Raw genomic sequence first — 26072 nt, 5'->3', positions numbered from 1 at the left:
CCGCCACCCCCGCCGCCGCCGGATGGCGGGCTGCCGCCGGAGGTAGTCGGGTCCCAGGTCGTCGAGATTCCGGGCCTGCCGCCGATCACCATTCCGCTGCTGGCGCCTCCGCCACCGGCCCCGCCCCCGTAGCCGCTGATCACACGAAGAGACGCGCGTCGAGTCGGCCCCCGGCAGTAAACTGCCTGACATGGCTGAGGTACTCCCCGTCGTGTTAAGGACCGGCGCCGCGGCGCTCGGGTCAGCGGTGGCCGGGATCGGCTACGCCGCGTTCGTCGAGCGCAACGCGTTTGTGCTGCGCGAGATCACCATGCCGGTGCTGAGTCCGGGTTCCACCCCGCTGCGGGTGTTGCACATCAGCGACCTGCACATGACACCCAACCAGCGGCGCAAGCAGGCCTGGTTGCGCGAGCTGGCCAGCTGGGATCCCGACCTGGTGGTCAACACCGGTGACAATCTCGCCCATCCCAAGGCGGTGCCCGCGGTGGTGCAGGCCTTGGGCGATCTGCTGTCCCGGCCGGGTGTGTTCGTCTTCGGCAGCAACGACTACTTCGGTCCACGCCTGAAGAACCCGATGAACTACCTGACCAACCCGGATCACCGGATCAAGGGAGAGCCGCTGCCGTGGCAGGACCTGCGTGCGGCTTTCACCGAGCGCGGGTGGCTGGACCTCACCCACAACCGGCGTGAGTTCGAGGTGGCGGGCCTGCACGTCGCCGCCGCCGGCGTCGACGACCCGCACATCGATCGGGACCGCTACGACACCATCGCCGGGCCGGCGAGCCCGGCGGCCAACCTGCGCCTGGGGCTGGTGCACTCGCCGGAGCCCAGGGTGCTGGACCGTTTCGCCGCCGACGGCTATCAGCTGATCATGGCCGGCCACACCCACGGCGGACAGCTGTGCCTGCCGTTCTACGGCGCGCTGGTCACCAACTGCGGCCTGGACCGCTCGCGGGCCAAGGGCGCCTCCCAGTGGGGCTCCAACACCCGGCTGCATGTGTCCGCGGGAATCGGGACCTCACCGTTCGCGCCGGTGCGGTTCTGCTGCCGGCCCGAGGCGACCCTGCTGACGCTCATCGCCACCCCGATGGGTGGCCGGGATTCGACCAGCAACCTGGGACGCTCGCAGCCAACCGTGTCCGTGCGTTGACGCAGACCCGCATCGCGGGTCGTAGTCTCTCCCGGGGCTGGACCGACAATGCGATCCGGTTGATCGAGGCCGACGCCCGGCGCAGCGCCGACACCCACCTGCTGCGCTACCCCTTGCCCGCGAGCTGGGGCGAGAAGGCCGGCGTGGAGCTCTACCTCAAGGACGAGACCACGCACATCACCGGAAGCCTCAAGCACCGGCTGGCCCGCTCGCTGTTTCTCTACGCGCTGTGCAACGGATGGATCGGTGAGGGCACCACGGTGGTGGAGGCGTCCTCGGGTTCCACCGCGGTGTCCGAGGCCTACTTCGCGGCGATGCTCGGACTACCGTTCGTCGCGGTGATGCCGGCGGCCACCAGCGCCGCCAAGATCGCGTTGATCGAATCACAAGGTGGCCGTTGCCACTTCGTGCAGAAGTCGAGCGAGGTCTATGCCGAGGCGGCCCGCGTCGCCGCGGAGACGGAAGGCCACTACCTGGACCAGTTCACCAACGCCGAGCGCGCCACCGACTGGCGCGGCAACAACAACATCGCCGAGTCGATATACCTGCAGATGGAATACGAGGCACACCCGATACCGGCTTGGATCGTGGTGGGCGCCGGCACAGGTGGGACCAGCGCGACGATCGGTCGCTACATCCGGTACCGACGGCACGCGACCCGGTTGTGCGTCGTCGACCCGGAGAATTCGGCATTCTTCCCGGCCTATGTGGAGCACCGGGCCGACGTCGTGACCGGCGCGTCGTCGCGCATCGAGGGCATCGGCCGCCCGAGGGTGGAGCCGTCGTTTCTGCCGTCGCTGGTCGACCGGATGGTCTCGGTGCCCGATGCGGCGTCGATCGCCGCCGCCCGCCACGTCAGCGCCGTCCTGGGGCGCCGGGTGGGCCCGTCGACGGGCACCAATCTCTGGGGCGCGTTCGGACTGCTGGCCGAGATGGTCGCAGACGGCCGCCAAGGTTCGGTGGTCACGCTGCTGGCCGACAGCGGCGATCGCTACGCCGACACCTACTTCGACGACGAGTGGGTGGCCGGCCAGGGGCTCGATCCCAGCGATGCGGCCCGGGCGCTGGCCGAATTCGAGCGCTTCTGCCGGTGGAGCTGAGCCGCCCACCTGCCGTTTGGGAGGTCGCTGGTCCGGTGCGATAGGCTGTCGAGGCTTCAAGCGGGGTGTGGCGCAGCTTGGTAGCGCGCTTCGTTCGGGACGAAGAGGCCGTGGGTTCGAATCCCGCCACCCCGACCCTGTGATGTCTCAAGACATCGGAATAGCCTGAACCCTCGTTTTAGGGTTCGGGTTTTTTCTTTGGTCGGCCGGTGGGGGTGCCGCGGGGTTGGTAGTCCCTGGTGGGGTCCAGTGTTAGCTGGCGGAGGAGTTCGCCGGTGGCGGCGTGGATGATTCTGATGTTGAGGTCTTGGATGAGGATCAGGACGCGGGTGCGGGCGTGGGTTCGGCGGATGCCGATGTGGTGGAGTCGGCCGGCGTGGCGGAGGGTGAGTTTTCCGTATTGGTCGATGCGGTCGGTGCGGACGCGGTTGTGGGTGTCGAGGCGTTGGCTTGGGGTGGCTTTGGGTCGGGTGTTGTAGGGGGTGGTGCGGTGGTCGCACCCAACACGATCTACTGGTACTTCGGGGATAAGGACGACGTTCTCATCGCTGTGCTCGACTCCGTCATGGCAGACATCTGGCCGCAGTACCGACAAGTTGCGACCGAACCGATCCCCGCTCGACTGCTGTGGGTGGTTCGCCAGTTACACCAGATGAGCCGCCTAGTGACGACGGTGCACGCACGCGTCGAACATTCGGCCGCCATCGCCGAGTGGCATCGCAACTTCCATCTGATCACCGGCAGTATGTTCCGCTACGAGTTGGAGACTGCGGGAGTCTCGTCTTCGACGGTGGAAGCCGAAGTGATGATCGGCATCTTCACCGTCGAAGGACTCCTTATGCACGACCTGAATGAGATCGAGGAACTCACCATTTGCGACACCTTGGCTTCACGCTGGACTCTCAAGGAGCCTCGCCAAGCCTGAGACTTGGCGCAGTCATTTGCCGCGACCCCAACTCATAACCGACCAAAATGCGTCGGACCGAAACCGCGTTTCCACGGTTCCGGTCCGACGCAACTAGTCCAGCGCGCAAAATGAGTGCGCTAGAACCAGACTCTTCGGCCTCCTACCGGGCGCCCAACCGCACCCAGAATCCACAGAATCACACCGACGAGCACGAGAATGCCGCCGATCGTGTACAGAATTGGAATACCGGCGAAATAGCCGATCAGCAGCAGAATAATTCCCAGGATGATCACGTCGCGCCCCTTCTGTTGAACGCTGTCTAATTGGCAGATCCAAGTTGGGTGTACCCCGCGATATGTGCGTCCAATCACAATGCAGTGTCACAGATTTACATCGAATGCACGTGTTGCAGCGTCACCGCTGATGCGAGCCAGCTTGCCGATATCACCAGCGCCGCACTGGCCTCCCGCCGTCTTTGACGGGCCGAAACCGGACCCTGGTGCCGCGGCGCGGAGCAAGCATGATCGACCGGCGCACGACCTGCTCCGGCCGGGAATCCACGGCGCTGAACTCTCCCTCGCGCAACAACACATGCAACACCGTCACGAGCTCGCGCATCGAGAACGCGGCGCCCAGGCAGCGTTTGACACCACCGCCGAATGGCAGCCACGCATAGGTCTGAGGCCGGGCCCCGACAAATCGCTCCGGCCGGAATTCGTGGGGACGCTCATAGACGGCCGGATTGCGGTTGATCGCGATGATGTGCACGACGATCCGCGTGCCGGCGCCAACCTGGTAGCCGCCCAGCCGGAAAGGTTGCGCCGCGACCCGGGAGGTCAACGGAGCCGGCGGGCGGATGCGCAGCGTCTCATCGATCACCGCGGTCGTGAACTCCTCACCGCCATGCACGGCCTCCTCCCGAACGCGGGCCAGTGCATCAGGATGGTGCAGCAGCAGGTCGAAGACCCACGCCAGCGTCGTTGCGGTGGTCTCGTGGCCGGCCAGCATCAGGGTGATGAGGTCGTCACGAATCTCGCTGTCCGACAGCCCTTTTCCGTCTTCGCCTCGGGCGCACATGAGCAGCGCCAGGACGTCGCGTTGGTCGGACAATGACGGGTCGCCCCGGCGCGCGGCGATCAGCGGCAGGACGACCTCGTCGATCTCGCGCCTGGCCCGGGCGCGGGCCGGCCACACCCGCAACGTACCGAGGCCCCGCAGCGCATAGCGCACGGTCAATTGCTCGGATACGCCGAGATCGAGCAGGTGCTCGAACGGGCGGCCCAGTCGCCGCACTTCGCCGGGGTCCTCGACGCCGAAGATGACCCGGACGATCACGTCCAGCATCAGTGCCCGCGCCGCCTGTAGCAGTTCAAACGAGCGGTCGACGGGCCATTCGCGCATCGCCGCGCGCGTCGACGCCTCGATGATCGGCACGTACGCGTTCAGCGCGGCCCCGTGCAGCGGGGGCGTCAACAGCCGGCGTCGCCGCAGATGCTCCGGCTCCTCCTGCACAAACATCGAGCCCGACCCGTAGATGGCCGCCGCCGGCCCCACCCCTTCGCCCCCGAGCAACACATCCGTCGGAGCGGTGAATACCTCCTTGGCCAGCCCCGGCTCCGAGACGATCGCCACGTCGCCCAGGCTCAGAATCGGCATCGTCATGATCGGCCCGTACCGGCGGATCAGTCGCATCATCCGGCGCTCGCCGCCGACCAGGTAAGCCAGCGCGTACGCCGCCGCAAAGACGCTGCGGAAGCCGCGCGGAGCGGGCAGTCCGGGTGGCGGGCTCACGCGCAGCGATTGTCCTCCTCGCCGCGACGAGAGCGAAGCGTCACACGCAGTCGGCGCAGATCTGCCGCCCGCCGCTGGTGTCGCGCAACCGGTTGCGGTGCTGCACCAGGAAGCAGCTCGAGCAGGTGAACTCGTCAGAGCGTTGCGGGATCACCGTGACCGACAGCTCTTCGCTGGAAAGGTCCGCACCCGGCAGCTCGAAGAAGAGCGAGTCGTTAGGGTCGTCGTCAACAACCGTCGTGGCCAGCTTCGGCATCGGTCCCAGCTCACGAAGCGTGGACCGGTCCGCGGCGTCGGCATCGGTCACGCGGCGTGCGTCGTAGTCGCTGACGGTCGTCATGGCAGTTCCTTCCTGCGGAGGGCCGGGCTGCCCATCTGATGGTCGCCCGTTGGCACAGGCAGTACCCCATTCCGGTGCGGCCCACACCCCTTCGCCGAAAAGGAATTCCCAGATGTGATAAGGGTCAGCGCGCGGTCAGTTGCAGCGCGGGCCAACCCTCCGGGTACAGCACCGTCTGGGCCGCAAGGGCGCGCTGGCGCCGCATGTCGGCGCGCTGGTTGCGGGCGACCCAGGCGAGGCCGAGCCAGGGCGACATGATGGCCAGCACCAAGGACACGCCGGCCACGAGCTCATGTCCGGCCGACATGGCGGCGAGGCCGATGGCGAGACCGACCGCCCACGTCACGGCAGCCACCACGCCCGGCACGCTCACGGCGTGCTCACTGGAGTCGCTGGTCGCAGCCGGCCGGTGAACGAGCGGGCCTGTCCCGATGTAAACCATGCTCACTCCAAGAGACGTAGGAAGATTTGTTGAGGTCACTATATCCTACGGATATAGTTTCCGCACTAGCCAATTTTGGCGGTGGATCCCTAGGATCGCTCAGCATCCTGTTGAGTTCCCGGAGATGGGGTACAAGTCGTCTGTGAGTGATACCGCCGTGCTGATCATCGACATGTTCAACGACTACGACCATCCCGACGCCGATCGGCTGGCCGACAACGTCGCCGGCATCATCGATCCCTTGGTCGGCCTGGTCAACGCCGCCCGCAACCACGACGACGTCGACCTCATCTACGTCAACGACAACCACGGCAACTTCACCGCCGACCGCCAGGCCATCATCTCCAGCGCGCTGGACGGCAAGCGGCCCGAGCTGGTCAAGCCGCTGGTGCCGCCATCCGACACCTACCTGCTCACCAAGGTCCGGCACAGCGTCTTCTACTCCACGGCGCTCGACTATCTGCTGGATCGCCTGAAGACTCAACGGCTCGTACTCGCCGGTCAGGTCACCGAGCAGTGCATCCTCTACAGCGCGCTGGACGGCTACCTGCGCCACTACGACGTGGTAGTGCCGTCCGACGCGGTCGCACACATCGATGACGAACTGGGTTCGGCCGCGCTGAAGATGATGGAACGCAATATGAGCGCCGAGCTCGTGAAAGCCGAACACTGCCTGCCATAACGGGCACCGCAGCCAACCACCCCCGAAGACCGAAGGAGGTCGCGATGACCGGCGGCAAGGAAAAGAGCGAAGAAGACGTGGAGGGCGACGAGCACGTCGCCAACTCCCGCGAAGGACGCGAGGACGACGGTGACTACGTGGGACGCACGGCCGCCGATGACGACTTCGATGCGGGGATGACGGGCGCGGAGGCGCGCAGCCAGCAGGACTGACTCAGCGGTGCAGGTCGACTGCCAGCGGCCGGTGATCCGAGATCGGCATCAATTCGGCGACGGTCGCGCCCGCGCGCAGTTGCTTGTCGTCGGTCACGATGTGGTCGAGCTGACGAGTCGGCGCATCGGCGGGAAACGTCACTGCCGACGCCAGTGGCCGCATACCCGTCCAGCGGTGCACGGGTGCGGGCGTCAGGTTCAGGTCACCCATCAGCAGCCGTGGCCCCGGCAGGCCGCGCAGATCGCGCACCAGGCGCCGCAGCTGCCGCACATTCCACGCCGGCACGAAAGACAAGTGGGTGTTGGCCACCGTCATCAGCCCCAGCGGCGTACGCACCCGCGCAATAACCGCCGCGCGCGGCTCCTCGTCGACAATCATCACCTTGTTGGGACCCGGCAGATACATCGGAAAGCGCATCGGGATGCGCGGCAACCGCACCACTTGCCAGCTGGTCACCGGGAACCGCGACAGCAACGCGATCCCGTAGGCCGCGGTCCCGGGTTGTTCGCGGCCGGTGGCAGCCATCCAGGTCGCTCCAGGAGTGCCCGAGATGGCGGCCACGAACCGATGCTCCACCGCACCCATCACCTCCGCCGCGGCCGCGGTCAGATCCGTCCGGCCGGAGCGGGGCTGGTCGAAATCCACTTCCTGCAAGGCCAGCACGTCGGGATCCAGCTTCCGCACGCAGTCCTCGAGTCGCCGCGGGTCAACCCCGTCCCCCAGGGTTCGGCCATGCAGGATGTTGAACGTCGCTATCCGCACCAGAACCCAGCCCGCCCCCGCGTGGCCCTCAACGGCTGCGCCGCCCGGCCAACCGGCCCAGTTCCGCCAGGTCGCGTTCGGCGTGGCTTTGTCTGATGTAGATGGTCAGGTCGGCCACCCGCTGGGCGTGCCTGCCGTCCTCGCACAGCGGGCCGGGCCCGAGGGCCCGTCCGGTGCGGGTGATCGCTTCGTCGACGGCGTGTTCCACGACCGCGCGAACACGCCGGGCCAGCAACTGGGCGTTACCGGTCCGGTCGAACGGGTCGGCATCGATATGCGCCGCCGCCCCACCCAGCATCGCGTCCCCGGCGGCCAGCGCCGCATCGACGGCACCCAGGTGCGCCAGGGCATAGGCGTCCGCCGATTCGCTGCGGGCACACCGATACAACGGATCGGCAACGCGGCGGGCGCCGCCGAGCCAGCAGGCGGCCACCCCGATCGCCCCATGCCAGAACCCCGCACGGGTCGGATAATCGCCCGGCTCGCCGACCAGGATGGCGTGCACGTTGCTGAACTGCACCGACCGCGTGTCACTGCCCGCCATGCCCGGGTTCCACCAGGTGCTGGGCAGCGGCCTGACCCCGACGTCGGTGAGGGTGACCGCGAACAGACCCTGCTCACCGCCCTCCAGGTGCGCGGTGACCAGGGCGTTCGAGCAGAACCCGGCGCCCGAGCACCACACCTTGGTGCCGTTGAGCACGAACTCGTCCCCAGAGATGCTGGTGGCGGTCAACTTCGCCTCTACACTTTCGGCCGCCCACACACCCCAGAGCTGGCCGGCCTCGGGCGGCTTTCCACCCAGTTCGTGCAAGATCGCGACGGCGTCCACATGGGCTTCCGCGATGCGAGCCGCGGCAATGTCGTCTTGCGCCAAACGCGCCAACCGCTGCAGGCGCTCAGCGGTATAGCCCGCTGCCGGCAACGGCAATTCCAATCGTCCCGAGTCCAGCCAGTGCTGAACCAATCCGGCCGTCATGCGACATCCCCCGTCGCGCTTTCAGAAAGCGAACTATTGTGATCAGCAAATCCGTGTGGCGCCCGAGCCCGGATTCGTGCCGAAATAACGACCGACCGTGCGGCGTCTCGGCAAATGTGGTTGTCAGCATGCTGGAAGCGCGACGCCAAGTCAACATCCGTACGCGACACTGCGGCTGACATAATGCATCTGATTTCCCTTTTCGATACCGACTAAACGGTTGAGCGACAGCACAACCCGGCCCCCGGTTGCCATTGGCCACCGCCGGGTATGCCGTAGCGACCATGAATTCGACCCCCGACCCGTCCTGTACCGAACTTCGCGAAGCACTGCGTTCTGCGGTGTCGGCACTCAAAGAGCACGGCCCGCCATTCGCGCTGGCGGGCAGCTACGCGCTGTGGGCTTACGGCGCCCCCGAGCCGACGCATGACGTCGACATCGTGGTGGCCGAAGCGGACGTGCCGCTCGCGGCCACCACTTTGGGCAAGGCCGGATTCCGGATAGCACGTCCGCCGGAGGACTGGCTGTTCAAGGCCCACCTCGGCGAGACGATGGTCGATGTGCTGCACCGCGTCAACGGCGTGCGGGTGACTCCCGAGGCGCTGTCGTGCGCCGAGCAGCGCGTGGTGCTGGCGATCTCGATTCCGGTGCTGCCGCCCACGACCGTGTTCATCCAGAAACTCCGTGCCCTCACCGAGCACTATTGCGATTTCACCAAACTGATTCCGGCCGCCAGGGCCGTCAGGGAGCAGCTTGACTGGGATCGAATCGCGCGCGAGACGGCGGAGAACCATTTCGCCGCGGCTTTCCTGGTGCTCGTCGACCGCCTCGGTCTGCGGAACTGAGGGGCGTGGGTAAAACCGCCGATTACGGGTACCTCCCAAAACCATGGAACCGCAACCGAGTCGTGGACTCCGCCGTGACGAGGACCTCGAAGATGTGGTCGACGAACTCCAGCAGAACGTCGTCGACGAACGCCGGGACCAACAGGTGCCCGGCAATGCGACCGAGCGGGAAGATGCTCCGGTGCGGGGACCGCAGGACGAGCCTCCGGACTGACCCGGCTGATCAGTGGTTGCGCAACTTCTGGACCAACTTGTCCTTCGTCAGGCCGGAATAGCCGGAAATGCCCAGCTCTTTGGCCCGCTTCTTCAGCTCCGGAACGGTCCAGTCCCCATACGATCCGGACTTACCGCCCTTGCTCGCGACCTTGGACTTCCCTTGGCCGGCGGCCGCATTGGAGATCCGCGCGGCCTTCTCTTTCGAGTCACCCTTCTTCCGCAAGTCCTTGTACAGCTTCTCGTTCTTGATCGACGAATTCGGCATAGCAGCCACCTCCTACATTGATCTCGCTGAGTGCATTCCCCAATCGACCTCTATCAAACCGCCTGCCCGGTCGGTGAAATGATCTGCCGGACCGGGTTTTTGACGAGGTCGGGAACGAATCGTTCGGCCAGCGCGGTCATGGCGCCGGTTGCCCGGGCCGCGATTCCCTGCTTGTCGTCGCCGGTGAGGGCCTCCAGGGCTTGTCGGGTGAGCGGTGCGATGTCCCGAGTGTTCGGTTTCGGCATCAGTGCAACGACTTCGACGCCGGCGTCACTGAGCTCGGTATTGAGTTGGTCCGCGAACGCTTGCAGGAACGCGGCGGTGGAAAAGTGCACCGCGGTGTCCATGCCCGGCTTCCGGTCTTCCGGGGAGGCGGTCAAGACGATGCGGCCGCGCCCGAACATCGCCATCCGCTCGGCTTGACGGCGGGCCAGCGCCATGATCCCACGCACGCACTTGTCGACTTCTCCCAGCGCGCCATCGAGGGTGCCGTCGGAGAACGAGGCATCGTCGACCGCGGTGGTCAGCGCCGCCGCTACCACCGGCCGGCCGGCCGCCATCACGCGCCGGTGCAGCACGTAAGCGTTACCGGCCTCGCACAGGTCGATCTGCTCGGCCTGCACTTCGGTGCCGAACACGGTGAGCGCCGCTGCTGCCGTGTGTATTTCGTCGTATCGATCGGCAATGACGAGGTCGTAACCACGCCGGGCAAGCTGTTCGGCCAATGCGAAGCCCACGCCACAGCTGGCACCGGTAATCAAGGCTAATCTTGCAGTCATCAACAGTCTCCCAGGTCCGCGCTAGCGTGGTGCTACCCGGGGCAGGCGGGGCCAAACGTATACGGTCGTAGAGCCCGATTGTTTTCGCGCATTGGCCAATTGCGTCGTCCGACGCGGCCGCCACTGTTTCAGGTAGCGGATACCGGGAACCCGAAGCTGCGTTGCCGCGCAATCGCGGTGACTACCGATAGATGGGAAAGCGAATGAGCGACAAGGACAGTGGACCCCAAGAAGGCGTCAAAGGTGTCGCCGAGGGAATCAAAGGCAAGGCCAAGGAAGCCGTCGGCACCGTTACCGGCAGCGACGACTTGAAGAATGAGGGCGAGGCTCAGCAGGACAAGGCCGACGCGCAGCGCGACGTCGCCAAGAAAGAGGCGGAAGCCGAATCCGCACGCGGTGGCGCCGAGGCTGCCGAGGAACGACAGAAGTCCAACCAGTAAGCGGGCTCTCCTGCAGCGGCCCTGGCCAGTCGGCCAGGGCCGCACCCATTCTGAGACGCCCTACGCCACACCATTTCCCAGATATCTCAGTCCGGCCGACCGGACCGTCGCCGGGTCGAGCAGATTCCTGGTGTCCAACACGACCGCGCCCGGCGCCTCGCGTGCGATCGGCTGCCAGTCGAGTTCCGCGAACTGGGACCATTCGGTCAACAGCACGATGGCGTCGGCGGCCTTCGCGGCGCGGTAGGGTTCGTCGACGGCAGTCACCCCGGCATCGTGCAATTCCGCTGGATCGATGTTGTGCAGCCTCGGGTCGTAACCCAGCACCTGCGCGCCGCGCCGGGACAGCTCACGGCAGGCGGCCAGAGCCGGTGAGTCCCTGGTGTCGCTGGTGGAGGCCTTGAATGTCAGCCCAAGAGCCGTGATTCGGCAGCCCTCGAGGCTGCGGCCCACCGCGTGCTGCAGGGTCGAGGCGATGCGATCGGCCTGGGCGGTATTGGTCATGCGTGCCGCGTCGACCTCGGCGACGGACAGCCCATGCTGGCGTGCCGTATGCAGAAGTGCGGCGGTGTCTTTCGGCAGGCACGATCCGCCCCAGCCCGGGCCCGGACGCAGGAACTCGGGCCCGATCCGGCTGTCGGCGCCCATGCAGCCGGTCACGTCGTTGATGTCGGCGCCGACCCGTGCGCACAGTGCGGCCAGGGAATTGGTGTAGGAAAGCTTCACGGCCAGAAAGGCATTGCTGGCATACTTGGCCAGTTCCGCGCTTTCCGGAGTCATTCGCATAACCGGTTCGGCATCCGTGCCGTAGGCATGGCGTACCACCTGATCCGCACCGTCGTCGTGGGTGCCGATCACCACCCGGTCCGGGTGCCGGAAGTCATGTACCGCCCGGCCCTCGCGCAGGAACTCCGGCGTCGATATCACCCGAATGCCTCTGCCCTGTAGTCGTTTTGCCATTGCGGAGGTGGTTCCTACCGGGACGGTCGACTTGATGGCCACGATGGCGCCGCGGCGCAGCACCTCGCCCAGCCGATCGACCACCGAGCACACCGCCGTCAGGTCGGCCTGCCCTTCCTCGCCAGTGGGTGTGGGAACGCAGATGAAGACGACGTCGCGGTCGACCAGGTCGGAGAAGCTGACGCTGAATCTCAGCAGGCCGGCGGACAATCCGTCGCGCAGCAGGCGGGGCAGGTCGGGTTCGTCGATGATTGGTGTCCCGGCAGCGAGTTTGGCGACCCGGTTGGCGTCGACGTCGACGGCGACGGTGTCCAGACCACGGCCCGCCATGCAGACCGCAGTGGTCAGACCGACGTAGCCGACTCCCACTACGCCTACCCGCGGGGTGGTGCTCATGCGGCCTCGTTCAGCATGCGGCGGCTTGCCGCAAGCACGCTGGCGGTGTCGATCCGCAACAGGTTCGGGTCCGGAACAGCCCCGTGCGGGTCACCGGTTCTGCCGGCCCATAGCGCGACATGGGGTGCCGGTCCGCGCGGACCCCATCGGCTCGGAGCGGTCGGGCCGAACAACACCACCGACGCGGTGCCGGTGGCCGCGGCCAGATGCGCCATGCCCGTGTCACCACAGATCACCAACGTGCTGTCGCACACCAGCGCCGTCAGTGCGGGCAGGTCCAGTAATCCGGCCAGCACCGCCGTGCGGGGTAGGCCAGCGGCCCGGGCCACTGCGTGGGCGAGGTCGAATTCCGCTGCCGATCCGGTGATCAAGACGTCGTGCCCGTCATTGCGCAGCGCGGCGGCCACCGCGGCGAACCTGTCCACAGGCCACTGTCGCGCCGGTGCCGACGCGCCCGGATGGATCACCACCGCATCGGTTTCACCGTTCTCTACCTCGGGCCGGCTGATCAACACATCAGTTGACTCACAACGGATCCCGGACCATTCGAGCAACGCGCACCAACGGTTGATCTCATGCTCTTCGGCGCACCACGACGGCCCGGACAATCTCGGGTACCGGGGATGGGAGTGAGTGATCACGGATCTGGGCCGCCAGGCCAGCAGATGGTCGTGGCTCTGCGGGCCGCAGCCGTGCAGATTCACCGCCACCGAAGGCTGGGCGGGCAGGGTCGCCAGGTCGCCGAGAGATTCGGTGGGCAGCACGTCGTCGACCGCGCCGGTCAGCAGCGCCAGTTCGCGATACCGGGCGGGAGCGGCCAGAACCAGCGTGGCGTCGCGATAGTGCCGCCGCAGGCCACGCAAGGCCGGGACGGATGTCAACAGGTCACCGAGGCCGAGAGCGCGCAGCACCAGGACGGTGTCGCGCAGACTCACGGCCACGACGACTCCGTCGGGGCGCACACCACCATCTCACGGATCTCACAACCGGCTGGCTGAGACAGCGCGAAAAGTACCGTCTCGGCGACGTTTTCGGGTTGGTTGAGTTTGGCGTCGGCGGGTGGCTTGTACTGCTCGGTGCGCCCGTCGAAGAAAGGGGTGTGCATGCCGCCGGGGATCAGCAGGGTGACGCCCACCTCGCCGGCGAGTTCGGCCGCCAGCGCCCGGGTAAATCCGACCACCCCGAACTTGGACGCGCAGTAAGCGGTCGCATCGCTGACCGCCTTGATGCCCAGGGTGGAGGCGCAGGTCACGATGCGCCCGTTGGTGGCTTTCAGGTAGGGCAGCGCGGCACGGACGACGGCGGCCGTGCCGACCAGGTTGACGGCGATGACCTGTTCCCACTCCTTGGCCGGGACCTGTTCCAGCGTGCCGCACGAATCGATTCCGGCCGCGGTGAACAGCCCGGTGATGCGGCCGTCGACGAGATCGGCCAGCGACTCGACGGCGGCTTCCACGGCCGCGGTGTCGGCCAGATCGCAGGCGACATAGGGGACGTCGGCGGCCGGCGGCTTCTTGTCGAGAATCAGCGGCACTCCACCGCGCTGCACCACTGCGGCCGCGGCGCTGGCGCCCAGCCCGGACGAGCCCCCGGTGATGAGTACGTTCATGTCACTGCCTTTCGTCGGTGGACGGCGCACTGGCCGCCGCGATCAATCGGGATGAGGAGTAGCCGGCGACGGTGGGCAGGATGACGACCTCGCCGCCGAACCGGCGCACTACGGCGGCCTCCGGCAGATCGTCGGCGGTGTAGTCGCCACCCTTCACCCAGATGTCAGGACGCAGCGACGCCAACGGGTGCTCCGGGGTGGGACCGTCGAACAGTGCCACCGCGTCGACACACGCGAGGGCCGCCAGCACCCGGGCGCGGTCAGCGTCACCCATCACCGGGCGCCCGGCTCCCTTCAAGGCGCGCACCGACGCGTCGGAATTGACCAGCACGATCAAGGCGTCACCGAGATCACGGGCCTGTCGAAGCAGCCGGATGTGCCCGGTGTGCAACAGGTCGAAGCAACCGCCGGTGGCGACCACCGTGCGACCCTCCCGGCGCAGCCGTGCCGCCAGAGCGACCGCGTCGACTTCCATCGGGTCCTGTCGTTGACGTTGCGCGACCACAAGATCGGGCCCTCGTGCGGGTACCGCAGTCGCGACCGCGGCGGCGCCGCCGGTGGCGACGAACCGGGCGGCATCGGCTACCGCGGTCGTCGCGGCCGCCTCCGGATCGGCGCCGCCGCCCAACGCCGTGGCGAGGGCGACTGCGAACCGGTCGCCCGCTCCGCAGACATCGGAGGGACTGCTGCCCGCCGCGGCGAGTTGTCCGACACCGATGCGGTGCGCACCCCCGTCCCGGCGGTGCAGCTCGGCGCCGCGGGAGCCGCGGGTGATGCATACCGCGTCGGCGTCCCATCGCCGCCGCAAGACTTCGCCCATCTCGCCGGGTCGCTGTTCTGTGCAAAAGCGTTGTGCTTCATCCTGATTCGGTGTCACCATCGCGCAACCGGGCACCGGTGCGGCACCACGCGGATGCGGATCCCAGACCACCGGAATCTCGGCAGCCAGCCGGGTCAACACCTCCCGGATCTCGGGCAGCGCGGTGATTCCGGCGCCGTAATCAGCGACGCAGATCGCCCCGGCGCCGGCGAGCGCTTCGGACACCTCGCGAGACAGCGGACGGCTGACCGCGGTGCCGTCACCGCGGTCGAGTCGCAGCATCGACTGGCCCCTGGCCCGAATCCTGGTCTTGGTCACCGTGTTTCCACTCACCGGCAGTCCGAGTACCCGAACTCCGGCGGTGCTCAGCAGCGCGCGCAGTTGCCGGCCCGCATCATCCTCGGCAATGCCGGTGATCAGCACGACCCCGGTTTCGGTCCGGGCTGCGAGCAGCGCGGCCAGGCCTGCCCCACCCGGGCGCTGCGCGACGCGCTCGGCATCGACCACCGGAACCGGCGCCTCCGGACTCAGCCGGCTCGCCGATCCCTCGATGTCGATGTCGAGCATCGAATCACCCACGATGACAAGCGAAGTCACGATGACTCCGATGCCAGCATTACGTCATCGACCGCCATACACAGGCCGTGAACCAGCACCAGGTGAACTTCCTGCACGGTGGCCGACGACGGAGCGTCGACGCAGATCGCCTCATGACACATGGCAGCCAGCTGGTTGGGCGCCGGACCGGTCAGCGCCCAGGTGACCATCCCGATGTCGTGGGCGGCCTTCACCGCCGCCAGCACGTTCCGGCTGCTGCCACTGGTGGACAAGGCCACCAGGACGTCCCCGGGCCGGCCATGAGCACGAACGCCACGGGCGAAAATCTCCTCGGTGCCGTAGTCATTGGCGATCGCCGTCAACGCCGACGTGTCCGCGTGTAACGCGATGGCGGACAACGGAACTCGCTCGCCTTGGAATCGTCCGACGAGTTCGGCGGTCAGGTGTTGCGCCTCGGCGGCGCTTCCCCCGTTGCCGCACGCCAGCAACCGGCCGCCACCGGACAGCACCGCCGCCAGCTGCCGCCCCCACCAACGCAACCGGGTCGCGTCCGCACTGGTACGACTGACCGCTTCGCGCAAGGCGCCGAAATGGGCTTCGATCATGGCTGTCCTCCTCTACGCCGCACCGCCGCAAGCAGTTCTGCATCGGTGATTCCGTCTAAACATGGATGACCTGATACCGGGCACTCCCGCGCGCGGCTGCCTCGACACGGCGCGTCCTGGTCGCCCAGCAGAGTGACCCGCCGCCCGTACGGGCCCCACTGCGCCGCCGGGACCACGGGGGCGAACAGCGACACGATCTGCGCCCCGACCGCCGCCGCCAGGTGGGCGGGACCGGTGTTCGGAACGACCACGACGCCAGCCGCAGCGAACACCGCCGCCAGTTCGGCGAGGCTGGTTCGCCCGCCGAGGTCGACGGCCAGGTCCGCCGCGACCGCGGCGGTCAGCTCGGCCTCATCGGCGCCGCCGGTTACCACCACCCGATAGCCGTCGGCGACCAGAGCGGCCACCATCGCCGCACTGCGCCGCTCACTGGGCCGCCGCGCCGCCACCGCGGCTCCGGGATGGAAGACCACGAACGGGTCGGTGCCGATCGCGGCCGCCAGCTCCGGCGGCAACGGATCCAGGGATCGGATCCGCAAGGCGCCGTCGTCGCCCGCCGGCAACGCGCACCCGGCGGCATGCGCCAGGGACAGCGCGCGCTCGGGCTCCGGGACACCACTGGGCACCTGGTGCCGTAGGTCCAGCAGAGCGCCGGGGTAGTCGACGCAGATGGCGCCCACCCACGGCACCGAGGCCATCCGGGCCAGCAGCGCCAGCGGCAGCGGCGACTGGTGAAACGACGTCAAAATGTACATCCGCGCCGGCGCGATGTCGCGCAGCTGTTTGATCAGGGCTTCGGCGTGGGAGGCGGTGAGTTCCGGTGAGTCGAAGTCGACCCACGGCGCCTGCCACTCCACGATTTCGTCGACGTCCGGCAGTAGTTCCGCGGCGGCCCGGCCGCGCGGACCCACCAGCAACGTCACCCGGTCGTGCTGGGCCGCGACGGCGCGCACCGCCGGGCCGGCGATGAGCACGTCGCCGGCGCTGTCGAGGCGCGCCACCACCGCCGTGCTCACCGGCACTCCCGCAGTACCAGGGAGACCGCGTCGTTCAGCGACGCGGCCACCCGGGCCGACGTCTGCGCGTGCTCGATTTCGGCCGGCAAAGTGCGTCGGGTGGGCACCAGCACCGCCTGAGCCTCGGCGGCCAGTGCCGCCTGCACGTCCCCACCCGTGTCGCCGATCAGCACACACCGCGACGGGGGCACCGCCAGGGCTTCGGCGGCGGCCAGCACCATCCCGGGCTGCGGCTTGCGGCAACGACACCCGTCGGTCTCGCCGTGCACGCAGACCTGCCACGAATCGAAGGGGCCCAGCACCTCGTTGACTCGCGCGTTGACCTCGGTGAGTTGCTCCGGACTGATCAGGCCGCGGGCCACGCCCGACTGGTTGGTGACCACGGCGAGCAGCAGACCGCGCCGGCGCAGGCGGCCCAGTGCGCGATCGGCGCCGCGAGTGGGCTCGACGCCGGCCGGGTCGTTGAGATACGGCCGGTCGACGATGATCGTGTCGTCGCGGTCGAGCAGCACTGCCAGCGGCGGATCGCGGCGGGCCCCGCGGAACGTCCACTCACCGGCCAGCCGGTGCCATACTGCCACCGGCGGAATGGCCGCACTCGAGACCAACATCCGGACGGCCTCGCGCCATGTCAGCGGCCCGTTCAGCCAGCGCCGCGACGCGAAATCCGCCGTGAGCAGCGACCACACCGTGGCCGCGCGGCGCGCCAGTGGTCCACGACGCAACAATGCGGCTCCGAGGGCGAGGGCACCGGCGGTCGTGGTGGCCAGGTGCTCGGGCATTCTGCCCGGTCCCTCGCCGACAAGTGTGCGCCAGGCCGGTCCGTGCTTGCGCCGCATCAGGGCGTTGTCGCGGTTGCCTATCTGCGCCCGCACGCTCGACCACCGGGTCGCCGGGGCGACCGGGTGTGTGCAGCGGCGATCTCCGCCCACGATGGTGCCGCCGGCCGCGACCACCCGCAGCGCCAGATCGGAGTCCTCGCGGTACGCGCGGGGAAAACGTTCGTCGAAGCCGCCGACGGCGATCAGCACCTCGCGGCGGTAAGCCATGTCGGCGGTGATCCACTGCGCCTCGGCCAGCTGCAGGGTGCGTCGCTCGTCATCGGATGGCCTGCCGGAACCCGTCCGCGGGACCTCGATGATCGCCTGGGAGGCCGCCGCCCCGACCGCCCCGGCCGCCTCCAGGTCGGCAACCACCACCGCCTTCCAGAGCGGATGAGGCACCACGTCGTCGTCCAGGAAGCACACCCACGGGCAGGTGGTTGCGCGCCAACCGACGTTGCGGGCCGCCGCCGGTCCCCGCCCACCACTGCAGACCACCCGCACCGGGAATTCGCCGGCCACGGCGGCAACGGAGCCCGGCTCCCGCCCGTCATCCACCACGACGACCTCGGTCGGCGGGGGCCCGCACCCCTTGGCCAGAGCCGTCAGCAGGCAGCGCAACGACTCACGTCCGATGCTCGGGATCACGATCGCGTAGTCGAGCGTCACCACTGCCTCCTCACCAGGTACGGGCCGATGGCCAGCGCATCGATGGGCGACGACCCGAACACCTCGAGCGCGTCGCGGGGGGTGTCCACCATCGGCCGGCCGGCCGTGTTGAAGCTGGTGTTGACCACCACCGGCACCCCGGTGTGCTGCGCGAAGCGACTGATCGTCGCGTGCAGGCGCGGGTTGTCCTTCCGGTCGACGGTCTGGATCCGGGCGGTGCCGTCGACGTGAGTGACCGCCGGGATGCGGTCCCGCCACCCCGGCGCGACGTCGTGCACGAACAGCATGAACGGGCTCGGCAGCGGGCCCCTGGAGAAGATCTCGCCGGCCCGCTCGGCCAGCACCATGGGCGCGACCGGGCGAAACTGCTCGCGCCCCTTCACCGCATTGAGCCGCTCGAGGTTGGCGGACCGCCGCGGGTCGGCCAACAGCGAGCGACCCCCCAGCGCCCGCGGGCCGAACTCGGCTCGGCCCTGGAACCAGCCGATCAGCTTGTCGTCGGCCAACAAGTCGCCGACCGCCCCCGGGAAATCCTGCGGCCGTTCATATTTCACGGCGGCCTCATCGAGCGTTGCCCTGATCTGATCGTCGCTCCAGCCCCGGCCGAGCTGCGCCGTCGGCATCGCGACGATCGGCTCCCGACACGACGCGGCCACGCTCAGCGCCGCACCCAGCGCGGTGCCCGAGTCACCGGCAGCCGGTTGCACCCAGATCCGGTCGAACCCGGATTCGGCGTGAATACGGGTGTTCGCAACACAATTCAGCGCCACTCCACCGGCCAGACACAGCGCATCCTCGTCCGTGCGGCTTCTCAGCCAGGCGACCAGGTCCAGCAACACCTCTTCCATCACGCACTGCACGCTGCAGGCCAGATCCGCGTGTATCGGGTCGAGCTCTTCGGAGCCCGGGTGGCGCCGCGGTGCCAGCGCCTCCCAGTCGATCGGTTCGGTGCGAAATCCGCCGTCAGCACAGGCGTATACACACCGACGCACGTCGTCTACGAACCGCGGGCGACCATAGGAGCCCATCGCCATGACCTTGTACTCGTCACTGGAACGGACGAAACCCAGGTGCTCGGTGAGGCTTTCGTACAGCAGCCCGAGTGAGTGCGGAAGCTCCTGACTGGCCAGCACATCGAGCTTGCCATCGCGGTACACCCCGGCCAGCATCGACGCCCGTTCGCCGCGGCCGTCGACCACCAGCACCGCCGTGTCGGGATGCGGGGAGGCCAAGGCCGTGGACGCGGCGTGGGCGACGTGGTGGCGGACATGACGCACCAGAGCCGGGTTCAGGCCTGGCACCGCTGAAGCCAGGAACCGCGGCGCCCGTTGGGCATACAAGGTGCGCAGAAACTCCCAGTCCCGGTCCAACCCGTCGGTATTTGTCAACTCCTCGTACATCAATGTGGGATCGTAGGAGTACCCGATCGCGTCGATGTCGTTGGCGTCCAGCCCCGCCTCGGCCAGACACCAGTTGATGGCCGCTACCGGCAGTTCCCAGGTGGAGAACGGGACCGCCTGCTTACCATGCTTGCGCCGGGAGAACCGCTCCTCTTCGGCGGCCGCCACCACCCGCCCATCGACGACCAGCGCCGCCGCCGAGTCGTGAAATACCGCATTGACACCCAGAATTCGCATGCCGCCCCCTACATCACCAACCGGGCACTGTCGGCCCCGGTCGTCATCCGGAACCACTGCAGTGTGGTCGCCAGCCCCGCGTGATACTCAACCGTCGGCTCCCAGCCCAGCTGTTCCTGGGCCAGAGTGATATCGGGACAGCGGCGCTGCGGGTCATCGACCGCCGCGGCCGTGAACTCGATGGGTGCCGAGCTGCCCGCCAAGTCCCGGATCAACTCCGCGATCTCCAATACCGTCACCTCCGTCGGGTTACCGATGTTGACCGGGCCGCTGAAACTACTGCGCGCCAACGCAATCAGACCCGCGACCGTGTCGTCGACATAACACAGCGACCGGGTCTGGCGCCCGGTCCCGGAGACGGTCAGCGGTTCACCACTGAGCGCCTGGCGGCAGAACGTCGGGACCATCCTGCCGTCGTGCGCGCGCATCCCGGGACCGTAGGTGTTGAAGATGCGCGCCACGCCGATGTCGGCCAGCCCCTCGCGCAGATAGGCGAATACCAGCGCCTCGGCGTACCGCTTGGCTTCGTCGTAGACGCTGCGCGGGCCGACGGGATTGACGTTGCCCCAATATAGTTCGTTTTGCGGATGTTGCTGGGGGTCCCCATAGACCTCACTGGTGGACGCCAGGATCAGCCGCCCGCCGCCGCGTTGCACGATTTCCAGCGCGGTGGCGGTGCCGGCCGAGCCGGCCCGCAGCGTGGCGATGGGCAGCCGGTAGTAGTCAACCGGCGAGGCCGGCGACGCCAGGTGGAACACCGTGTCGAACGCGGTCCCGATTTCGGTGATGATCGCCGGATCGCAGATGTCATGGCGCACAAAACGATAGCCCGGCGCCTTGCTGCGCGGGGCGGCCGCGCGCGCGGTGGACAGGTCGTCGACGCTGACCACCTCGACCCCGGCGCCGAGCAACTGGTCGCACAGGTGCTCGCCCAGGAATCCGGCACCACCGGTGACCAGAACACGCGAGATTGGACGCACCGGCCTGTGGTACCCGGCAGTCGCCCACTGAAACGCAGGTTTCGAGCGAAGATTCCCCGGGTAGCCGCCGCGAGCATGAAGGGCCGGCCCCGAACCTCATTCGTCATCGCGACACGCGACCGTTCCGAGCAATTGCGCGTGGTGGTGGACCGGCTGCTGAGCACCACGAAATGTCCGATCATCGTGGTGGACAACGCATCGCGGGATGATTCGGTGGCCGCCGTCCGCCGCGTGGCGGCCCAGCATCCCGGGCGGGTGACCACCGTGTGCCTCGACAGCAATGAAGGCGCGGTGGCCCGCAATATCGGTGTAGCCCAATGCAACACACCGTACGTCGCGTTCTGTGACGACGACTCCTGGTGGGATCCCGACGCCATCGGGCTGGCTGAGGCCGTATTCGACCGCTATGCCACCGTGGCGTTGCTCGCCGCCCGCACCGTGGTGTATCCGCAGCACCGCGACGACCCGTTGGTCGCCCAGCTTGCCGACAGCCCTCTCGGGCGCGACCCTCAGTTGCCCGGCCCGTCGATTCTTGGTTTCCAGGCCTGCTCGGCGATGGTACGCAAGACCGCCTTCGAGGCGGCCGGCGGGTTCAGCCCGATCCTGCACTTCCGCGGCGAAGAAGAGTTGCTTGCTTGGGATCTCGCCGCGGGGGGTTGGGACCTGTGCTTCTGCCGGGCGCTGGTGGCCTACCACGAACCGTCCACGGTGCGCGAGACCAGCCACACCGAACAGGCACGGGTGCTGCGCAATACCGCTCTCTCCGCAGGTTTGCGCAGGCCGCTGAGCCGATGTTTGCGCTCCGGCGCGGCCCTGGTTTGGGCGGCATGTCGCCACAACCAGGACGGCGCTTACACGCAGGCGCTGCGCGAGGCGGCAGCCGCGCTACCGGATGTGATCCGCGCGCGCCACCGGCTACCCGACCACGTCGAGCAATCGGTGCGCCTGCTGGAAACCCGTTGATCGCCAACACCGCTCACCCCGAGCGACTACTGGGGGCGGCCATACCGCGCCGGACGGGCGCTAACTTCTCGTAAATTCGCTCAGTGTCGGCGGCCACCCGATCCCAGGTATACCGGGCCCGGGCACGTCCCCGGCCGGCGGTACCCAGCGCCCGCCGCCGCGCCCGGTCGGCCAGCAGTTCGTTGATCGCTTCGGCCAGCGTCACCGGGTCCTTGGGCGGCACCAGCCGGCCGGTCACGTCGTCGACGACGGTGTCGCGTATTCCGCCGACCGCCGTTGCCACCACGGGTGCTCCGCATGCCATGGCCTCGAGAGGCACGATGCCGAAAGGTTCGTACCACGGTGTGCAGGCCACCAGGTCCGCGGACCTCAACATCGCGGGCATTTGCTCCCGGGTGACCGATCCGAGTAGCCGCACCCGGTCGGCCACGCCCAGGTCCGCGGCCAGCCGGCTCAACCGCTGGGCCTCCGCGTCTTCGGCCAGCGCCGCGCGGTCGGGGCCCCCGACGATCACCAACTCGGCGGCCGGGATGCTGGGCAGGGCTCGGATAATGGTGTCAAATCCCTTGCGCTGCACCAGTCTCCCCACCGAGACGATACGCGGACGCTCGCCGCCGGGCGCTTTTCGGCCGTCCGGGGTGAAAGCATCCGTGTCGACGCCGCACGGCACCACCGAGGTGCGGGCCGGGGCGCGTCCCATTCTGGCCAACTCGAAAACCTCGTCGGTGCTGGTCGCGGCGACCCAGTTCGCTCCTCGGGCGATGTCGGCTTCCATCCTCAACCGGCAGTCCGGGCTGGTGTCTTGCCAGCCCTGATGCAGGCGCTTCACGGATCCCAGCGCGTGGAATGTCAGCACGGTCGGAATTCGCCGCTGTCGGGCCGCGCGTTGAGTGGCCACACCGGACATCCAGAAGTGCGCGTGCGCCACGTCAGGCGGTTGTTCGGCCCAGGCAACGCGCAGGTGATAGGAGAAGGCGTACATGTATTGCAGCAGAGCATCTTTGGGAAGGACCTGAGGCGGGCCGGCGGGCACATGCACGACGCAGTAGCCCTGCTCGGTCTGCACCCGCTCCGGCGGACGGGGGTCGTCCCGCCGGCTGTACACCACGACGTCGTGGCCCCGCCGGGCCAGGGCGGCCGACAACTCGGCGACATGCACATTCTGGCCACCCGCGTCCGCTCCCCCCAGGTGCGCCAAAGGGTTTGCATGCTCGGAGATCATGGCGATCCTCATGCGGGCTCCTTTCGTGGTTAGCGGCACTGCTTTTCGATAACGTCGTCCCATTCGGCGAGGAAGCGTCCGAGCCCGAAGCGGGCCACGGCGTAGTCCCGCGCCGCTTTGCCCGCCGCCCGCGCCCTGGCATGGTCATTGAGGAAGTCGCGCAACCCGAGCCCGAGCCTGTCGAGGTTCGCGCTGACCACGCCTGCTTCGCCGGGCACCACGAACGGCGCCATGGTCGAACCCACCGCCACCACCGGCATACCGAGGAACATCGCCTCGATGAGCGAAAGGCCGAGCGACGTCCAGCGAGCGGTGTGCAGATACACCCGCCGACGGGCCACCTCGTTCCACAGTTCGGGCGTGGCGACGTCGCCACGTCCGGTCACTGCGCCGCGGTCACCGCGTAATGCCGCACTGCCGATCCCCCAGACATCGATGGCTCCGTACCGTGACAGTGGCGCCAGCAGATCCGTACCCACCACCCGGCCGCGGCGTTGTGGTTCGTTGATCATCGTTGCCGCGCGCAGGATTTCCCCGGTGTACAGCTGGCCCGGATCGGCGATTCCGTGGTCGATCACGGTGGTGGGCGCTTGACCGTTATCCCACATGAGCCGGTTGTAATCGGTGACATGCACCAGTGGGATGTCGCCGCGGTCGGCGAGCGGATGCCGGCTCGCTACGGGGTGCGGACGCGGCGCGTTGTGTTCGACATAGACCGCGGGTACGTCGGCCCCGGCCCGCAGTCCCGCCCACCTGTGCAGCAGCGTCGATTCGTGCGGATTCTGCAGCACCACCAGATCGATGTCCTGACGGCCCAGTTCATCGAGTTGGATCTCGACGGCGTTCGGCCAGCGACGCCCGGCCAGGCCCCGCCCGTCGGCACCGCCCTCGGCGGACACGGGTATCAGGTAGCGGTGCCGTCCCGAGACGAACGACTGTGTCCAGGCGCCGTGCACGTGCCACAACAGCACGTTCCTGATCGTTGACGCTGCGCCACTAGCCTCGGGCATGGCGAGCGAAATACCCTAAAGGTGATTCGCTAAACGGTTCTGTTCGCCCAGTTTTTCCTTGTTCTGAGCGGGTACGACATGTGCAATGCGCGTGAGTAATGAAAGCGGTGGCCTCGCCGGCGTAGTGGCGATCGGCGCGTCTGCGGGAGGCGTCGAAGCACTGACGCAATTGGCGGCAGGGCTGCCCGCCGATCTCCCCTACGCGTTTCTCGTGACCCTGCATCTGCCTCCCACGGCGCCGAGCGTCCTGGCGCGCATCGTCGACCGTCGCGGTCCGTTGCCGGCGGTCACCGCCGAGCAGGGCACCGAACTGGAACCGGCGCACATCTATGTGGCGGTCCCGGACTACCATCTGCTGGTCGACGACCACCGGGTAGTGCTGTCGCGCGGGCCGACCGAGAACGGACACCGGCCCGCAATCAACGCGTTGTTTCGTTCCGTGGCCCTGTCTTTCGGTCCGCGTGCCATCGGGGTGCTGCTCTCCGGGGTACTCGATGACGGGGTGTCGGGCCTCGGGACGATCCAAGCCCGCGGCGGCGTGACGATCGGCCAGACACCGGATGACGCACTCTTCCCCGCAATGCCGACTAACGCCGCCACCGCGGGGGTACTCGATCACCAGGTCAGCGCCGCGGATGTCGGAACCTTGCTAAAAGAACTGGCGCGGCGCGACACCACCCGCACGAACACCGAACCGGACATAACGTTGGAGCTGGAGAACCGGATCGCCATGGCCTCGCATTTAGCCACCCAGTTCGACGCCGCGGATTTGGGTCCGGCGTCTGGGTATACGTGTCCGGACTGCAATGGGTCGCTGTCCGCACTAGGGGATCACCACTTTCGCTGCCGGGTCGGACATGCCTGGTCGCCCGAGTCACTACTTGCCGCCCGCGACGACGAAGTCGAAACCGCGCTCTGGGTGGCCCTACGAAGCCTGCGGGAAAAGGCCGGCCTGGCCAGGAAGCTGGCTGACCGGGTGGGGCATGGCCTGATGCACCGGCGCTATACCCAGATCGCCGACGAAGCGGACCGGGCACTGGCCGTGCTCAGCGAGCGACTCGGTTCGTTGACCACGAACCACGGTGACGCAGTTGGCTGATCCCAGCCCCGCCGTCCTGATCGCCACCGACCGCCATGGTGACGCGTCGATCCTGCGGGCGGTAGGCGTGCTGGACAGTTCTACCTACCGCGGGTTGCGCGACAGCGTGATCAAGGCGGCGCTGGACGAGCCGAGAGCGGTCATCGTCGACGTCAATCGGTTGGCGGTACCGAGCCAGTCCGCCTGGTCGGTATTCACCAGCGCCCGCTGGCATGTCAACATCTGGCCGGACGTACCGATCCTGTTGGTCTCCGCTGACATTCATCACCGCCGGGCCATCGCCCAGTGCGGCGTGGCGCGATACGTCCCGGTGCACCCCACCTGTGCTGCCGCCCTTGTCGCCGCCGCGGATTTCACCCGGCACAGTCGCCGACGGGGACGCACCGAGCTCCCGTCCAGCCGGGTCAGCATCGGTCTGGCCCGCGCCATGATCGAAGAATGGCTCACCGCGTGGTCGTGCGAGCGATTGATACCGGTGGCGAGCACCGTCGCGACCGTCTTCATCGAGAACGTCCTGGAGCACACCGACAGCGCACCGGTCCTGGTCGTGGAGAACTGTGAAGACACCGTGACTGTCGCCGTGGAGGATTGCAGCCACCTTCCCGCGGCCCACCACGAAGACACCGGCCACGGCGCGGACGTCGTATCCGGCCTGGCCATCGTCTCGGTTCTCTGCCGCCGCTGGGGCAGCACGCCGACATCGTCGGGCAAGACGGTGTGGGCACTGGTGGGATCCGAAAATGAACTGTGACGCACGCGGGTAGTGTTCAGATCCTTCGGCAAACGCTAGACGGACGGC

General features: G+C 67.8%; 30 protein-coding genes and 1 tRNA gene. 12 read left to right on the top strand and 19 right to left on the bottom strand.

The window, feature by feature from the left end; translation table 11 throughout:
* The first annotated feature begins 190 nt into the window (after nt 1-190).
* From AWC08_RS29210 to AWC08_RS29195, 4 genes are all read left to right on the top strand, one after another.
* Nucleotides 191-1150 (top strand): metallophosphoesterase, encoded by a 960-nt coding sequence (locus AWC08_RS29210; RefSeq protein WP_065132462.1) that lies wholly within the window; start codon nt 191-193, stop codon nt 1148-1150.
* Entirely contained in the window at nt 1147-2250 is a 1104-nt protein-coding gene (gene cds1, locus AWC08_RS29205; protein ID WP_069433734.1) for an L-cysteine desulfhydrase Cds1, read from the top strand. The genes AWC08_RS29210 and cds1 overlap by 4 nt, the downstream gene beginning before the upstream one ends.
* Before the next feature lie 61 nt (nt 2251-2311).
* Nucleotides 2312-2385, top strand: a tRNA-Pro gene (locus AWC08_RS29200).
* A 148-nt stretch (nt 2386-2533) separates the two neighbouring features.
* Nucleotides 2534-3175 (top strand): TetR/AcrR family transcriptional regulator, encoded by a 642-nt coding sequence (locus AWC08_RS29195; protein WP_174900796.1) that lies wholly within the window; start codon nt 2534-2536, stop codon nt 3173-3175.
* A gap of 119 nt (nt 3176-3294) precedes the next feature.
* On the opposite strand, the gene AWC08_RS35930 is transcribed toward AWC08_RS29195, so the two are convergent.
* The 4 genes from AWC08_RS35930 to AWC08_RS29180 all read right to left on the bottom strand — a co-directional run bounded on the left by AWC08_RS35930 (nt 3295) and on the right by AWC08_RS29180 (nt 5730).
* The gene (locus AWC08_RS35930) at nt 3295-3450 is read right to left on the bottom strand and encodes a hypothetical protein (RefSeq protein ID WP_120794271.1); all 156 of its coding nucleotides are present in this window, start codon (nt 3448-3450) and stop codon (nt 3295-3297) included.
* A gap of 151 nt (nt 3451-3601) precedes the next feature.
* Nucleotides 3602-5086: a cytochrome P450 gene (locus tag AWC08_RS29190; protein ID WP_372513513.1), complete on the bottom strand. Its 1485-nt coding sequence runs from the start codon at nt 5084-5086 to the stop codon at nt 3602-3604.
* Nucleotides 4989-5288, bottom strand: coding sequence for a DUF4193 domain-containing protein (locus AWC08_RS29185; RefSeq protein WP_065132458.1), 300 nt, complete (start codon nt 5286-5288; stop codon nt 4989-4991). Before AWC08_RS29185 ends, AWC08_RS29190 begins: the two co-directional genes overlap by 98 nt.
* A gap of 124 nt (nt 5289-5412) precedes the next feature.
* Entirely contained in the window at nt 5413-5730 is a 318-nt protein-coding gene (locus tag AWC08_RS29180) for a hypothetical protein (RefSeq protein WP_069433735.1), read from the bottom strand.
* Between the two features lie 142 nt (nt 5731-5872).
* On the opposite strand from AWC08_RS29180, the gene AWC08_RS29175 reads away from it, so the two are divergent.
* Together AWC08_RS29175 and AWC08_RS37210 are read left to right on the top strand one after the other, a co-directional pair.
* Nucleotides 5873-6412, top strand: a complete 540-nt coding sequence (locus AWC08_RS29175) for a cysteine hydrolase family protein (protein ID WP_069433749.1) — start codon at nt 5873-5875, stop codon at nt 6410-6412.
* A gap of 44 nt (nt 6413-6456) precedes the next feature.
* A complete protein-coding gene (locus AWC08_RS37210; protein ID WP_162951580.1) occupies nt 6457-6624 on the top strand; it encodes a hypothetical protein in 168 nt (55 codons plus the stop codon).
* 1 nt (nt 6625) lies between these two features.
* Here AWC08_RS37210 and AWC08_RS29170 read toward each other — a convergent pair whose 3' ends face one another.
* On the bottom strand, nt 6626-7387 hold the full coding sequence (locus tag AWC08_RS29170; protein ID WP_065132456.1) for an endonuclease/exonuclease/phosphatase family protein: 762 nt from the start codon (nt 7385-7387) through the stop codon (nt 6626-6628).
* Between the two features lie 28 nt (nt 7388-7415).
* Nucleotides 7416-8363 carry an acyl-CoA dehydrogenase family protein gene (locus AWC08_RS29165; RefSeq protein WP_069433736.1) on the bottom strand — a complete coding sequence of 316 codons (948 nt, stop codon included), beginning with the start codon at nt 8361-8363 and terminating at the stop codon, nt 7416-7418.
* Between the two features lie 284 nt (nt 8364-8647).
* Here AWC08_RS29165 and AWC08_RS29160 point away from each other — a divergent pair, with 284 nt between their 5' ends.
* Complete coding sequence (locus AWC08_RS29160) at nt 8648-9208, top strand: nucleotidyltransferase (protein ID WP_069433737.1); 561 nt, start codon at nt 8648-8650, stop codon at nt 9206-9208.
* Between the two features lie 43 nt (nt 9209-9251).
* Nucleotides 9252-9422, top strand: coding sequence for a hypothetical protein (locus tag AWC08_RS37205; RefSeq protein WP_167544996.1), 171 nt, complete (start codon nt 9252-9254; stop codon nt 9420-9422).
* Between the two features lie 9 nt (nt 9423-9431).
* Here the strand turns inward: AWC08_RS37205 and AWC08_RS29155 are convergent, their stop codons facing one another.
* Both AWC08_RS29155 and AWC08_RS29150 read right to left on the bottom strand, forming a co-directional pair.
* Nucleotides 9432-9689, bottom strand: coding sequence for a DUF7218 family protein (locus AWC08_RS29155; RefSeq protein ID WP_069433738.1), 258 nt, complete (start codon nt 9687-9689; stop codon nt 9432-9434).
* 53 nt (nt 9690-9742) lie between these two features.
* Entirely contained in the window at nt 9743-10468 is a 726-nt protein-coding gene (locus AWC08_RS29150; protein WP_083271150.1) for an SDR family NAD(P)-dependent oxidoreductase, read from the bottom strand.
* Nucleotides 10469-10671: 203 nt separating this feature from the next.
* On the opposite strand from AWC08_RS29150, the gene mbp1 reads away from it, so the two are divergent.
* Nucleotides 10672-10908 (top strand): microaggregate-binding protein 1, encoded by a 237-nt coding sequence (gene mbp1, locus AWC08_RS29145; RefSeq protein WP_065132451.1) that lies wholly within the window; start codon nt 10672-10674, stop codon nt 10906-10908.
* 60 nt (nt 10909-10968) lie between these two features.
* On the opposite strand, the gene AWC08_RS29140 is transcribed toward mbp1, so the two are convergent.
* From AWC08_RS29140 to AWC08_RS29100, 9 genes are read right to left on the bottom strand one after another with little or no spacing between them, the layout of a single operon-like run.
* Nucleotides 10969-12264, bottom strand: coding sequence for a UDP-glucose dehydrogenase family protein (locus AWC08_RS29140; protein WP_069433740.1), 1296 nt, complete (start codon nt 12262-12264; stop codon nt 10969-10971).
* On the bottom strand, nt 12261-13205 hold the full coding sequence (locus AWC08_RS29135) for a glycosyltransferase family 9 protein (protein WP_232007866.1): 945 nt from the start codon (nt 13203-13205) through the stop codon (nt 12261-12263). Before AWC08_RS29135 ends, AWC08_RS29140 begins: the two co-directional genes overlap by 4 nt.
* Entirely contained in the window at nt 13196-13873 is a 678-nt protein-coding gene (locus AWC08_RS29130; protein ID WP_065132449.1) for an SDR family oxidoreductase, read from the bottom strand. Before AWC08_RS29130 ends, AWC08_RS29135 begins: the two co-directional genes overlap by 10 nt.
* A gap of 1 nt (nt 13874) precedes the next feature.
* Nucleotides 13875-15290, bottom strand: coding sequence for a PfkB family carbohydrate kinase (locus AWC08_RS29125; protein ID WP_167544995.1), 1416 nt, complete (start codon nt 15288-15290; stop codon nt 13875-13877).
* Complete coding sequence (locus tag AWC08_RS29120; RefSeq protein ID WP_065132448.1) at nt 15287-15856, bottom strand: D-sedoheptulose-7-phosphate isomerase; 570 nt, start codon at nt 15854-15856, stop codon at nt 15287-15289. Before AWC08_RS29120 ends, AWC08_RS29125 begins: the two co-directional genes overlap by 4 nt.
* Complete coding sequence (locus AWC08_RS29115) at nt 15853-16872, bottom strand: glycosyltransferase family 9 protein (RefSeq protein WP_197522001.1); 1020 nt, start codon at nt 16870-16872, stop codon at nt 15853-15855. The genes AWC08_RS29120 and AWC08_RS29115 overlap by 4 nt, the downstream gene beginning before the upstream one ends.
* Nucleotides 16869-18362 carry an HAD-IIIA family hydrolase gene (locus AWC08_RS29110; protein WP_232007867.1) on the bottom strand — a complete coding sequence of 498 codons (1494 nt, stop codon included), beginning with the start codon at nt 18360-18362 and terminating at the stop codon, nt 16869-16871. The genes AWC08_RS29115 and AWC08_RS29110 overlap by 4 nt, the downstream gene beginning before the upstream one ends.
* Nucleotides 18359-19999 carry a carbamoyltransferase family protein gene (locus AWC08_RS29105; protein ID WP_069433742.1) on the bottom strand — a complete coding sequence of 547 codons (1641 nt, stop codon included), beginning with the start codon at nt 19997-19999 and terminating at the stop codon, nt 18359-18361. Before AWC08_RS29105 ends, AWC08_RS29110 begins: the two co-directional genes overlap by 4 nt.
* Before the next feature lie 8 nt (nt 20000-20007).
* Complete coding sequence (locus AWC08_RS29100; protein WP_065132445.1) at nt 20008-20979, bottom strand: NAD-dependent epimerase/dehydratase family protein; 972 nt, start codon at nt 20977-20979, stop codon at nt 20008-20010.
* 75 nt (nt 20980-21054) lie between these two features.
* Here AWC08_RS29100 and AWC08_RS29095 point away from each other — a divergent pair, with 75 nt between their 5' ends.
* Complete coding sequence (locus tag AWC08_RS29095) at nt 21055-21942, top strand: glycosyltransferase family 2 protein (RefSeq protein WP_069433743.1); 888 nt, start codon at nt 21055-21057, stop codon at nt 21940-21942.
* A gap of 13 nt (nt 21943-21955) precedes the next feature.
* Here the strand turns inward: AWC08_RS29095 and AWC08_RS29090 are convergent, their stop codons facing one another.
* Both AWC08_RS29090 and AWC08_RS29085 read right to left on the bottom strand, forming a co-directional pair.
* Entirely contained in the window at nt 21956-23176 is a 1221-nt protein-coding gene (locus tag AWC08_RS29090) for a glycosyltransferase (RefSeq protein WP_069433744.1), read from the bottom strand.
* Nucleotides 23177-23193: 17 nt separating this feature from the next.
* The gene (locus AWC08_RS29085) at nt 23194-24174 is read right to left on the bottom strand and encodes a glycosyltransferase (RefSeq protein ID WP_174900795.1); all 981 of its coding nucleotides are present in this window, start codon (nt 24172-24174) and stop codon (nt 23194-23196) included.
* 91 nt (nt 24175-24265) lie between these two features.
* Here AWC08_RS29085 and AWC08_RS29080 point away from each other — a divergent pair, with 91 nt between their 5' ends.
* Together AWC08_RS29080 and AWC08_RS29075 are read left to right on the top strand one after the other, a co-directional pair.
* Nucleotides 24266-25273, top strand: a complete 1008-nt coding sequence (locus tag AWC08_RS29080; protein WP_232007868.1) for a chemotaxis protein CheB — start codon at nt 24266-24268, stop codon at nt 25271-25273.
* Nucleotides 25266-26024: an STAS domain-containing protein gene (locus AWC08_RS29075; protein WP_142283874.1), complete on the top strand. Its 759-nt coding sequence runs from the start codon at nt 25266-25268 to the stop codon at nt 26022-26024. The genes AWC08_RS29080 and AWC08_RS29075 overlap by 8 nt, the downstream gene beginning before the upstream one ends.
* The last annotated feature ends 48 nt before the right edge of the window (nt 26025-26072 follow it).

It is taken from the genome of Mycobacterium gordonae (assembly GCF_002101675.1).
Lineage (GTDB): Bacteria > Actinomycetota > Actinomycetes > Mycobacteriales > Mycobacteriaceae > Mycobacterium > Mycobacterium gordonae.
The sequence above is the reverse complement of the archived record's forward strand: the minus strand, read 5'-3'. Positions and strand labels throughout refer to the sequence as shown.

Coding starts and splice junctions, on each gene's coding strand:
- AWC08_RS29085 (WP_174900795.1), bottom strand. CDS start 24,174: ATGCCCGAGGCTAGTGGCGCAGCGTCAACGATCAGGAACGTGCTGTTG.
- AWC08_RS29185 (WP_065132458.1), bottom strand. CDS start 5,288: ATGACGACCGTCAGCGACTACGACGCACGCCGCGTGACCGATGCCGAC.
- AWC08_RS29180 (WP_069433735.1), bottom strand. CDS start 5,730: ATGGTTTACATCGGGACAGGCCCGCTCGTTCACCGGCCGGCTGCGACC.
- AWC08_RS29160 (WP_069433737.1), top strand. CDS start 8,648: ATGAATTCGACCCCCGACCCGTCCTGTACCGAACTTCGCGAAGCACTG.
- AWC08_RS29210 (WP_065132462.1), top strand. CDS start 191: ATGGCTGAGGTACTCCCCGTCGTGTTAAGGACCGGCGCCGCGGCGCTC.
- AWC08_RS29150 (WP_083271150.1), bottom strand. CDS start 10,468: ATGACTGCAAGATTAGCCTTGATTACCGGTGCCAGCTGTGGCGTGGGC.
- AWC08_RS29140 (WP_069433740.1), bottom strand. CDS start 12,264: ATGAGCACCACCCCGCGGGTAGGCGTAGTGGGAGTCGGCTACGTCGGT.
- mbp1 (WP_065132451.1), top strand. CDS start 10,672: ATGAGCGACAAGGACAGTGGACCCCAAGAAGGCGTCAAAGGTGTCGCC.
- AWC08_RS29165 (WP_069433736.1), bottom strand. CDS start 8,363: ATGACGGCCGGATTGGTTCAGCACTGGCTGGACTCGGGACGATTGGAA.
- AWC08_RS29090 (WP_069433744.1), bottom strand. CDS start 23,176: ATGAGGATCGCCATGATCTCCGAGCATGCAAACCCTTTGGCGCACCTG.
- AWC08_RS29120 (WP_065132448.1), bottom strand. CDS start 15,856: ATGATCGAAGCCCATTTCGGCGCCTTGCGCGAAGCGGTCAGTCGTACC.
- AWC08_RS37210 (WP_162951580.1), top strand. CDS start 6,457: ATGACCGGCGGCAAGGAAAAGAGCGAAGAAGACGTGGAGGGCGACGAG.
- AWC08_RS29095 (WP_069433743.1), top strand. CDS start 21,055: ATGAAGGGCCGGCCCCGAACCTCATTCGTCATCGCGACACGCGACCGT.
- AWC08_RS29155 (WP_069433738.1), bottom strand. CDS start 9,689: ATGCCGAATTCGTCGATCAAGAACGAGAAGCTGTACAAGGACTTGCGG.
- AWC08_RS29105 (WP_069433742.1), bottom strand. CDS start 19,999: ATGCGAATTCTGGGTGTCAATGCGGTATTTCACGACTCGGCGGCGGCG.
- AWC08_RS37205 (WP_167544996.1), top strand. CDS start 9,252: ATGGAACCGCAACCGAGTCGTGGACTCCGCCGTGACGAGGACCTCGAA.
- AWC08_RS29130 (WP_065132449.1), bottom strand. CDS start 13,873: ATGAACGTACTCATCACCGGGGGCTCGTCCGGGCTGGGCGCCAGCGCC.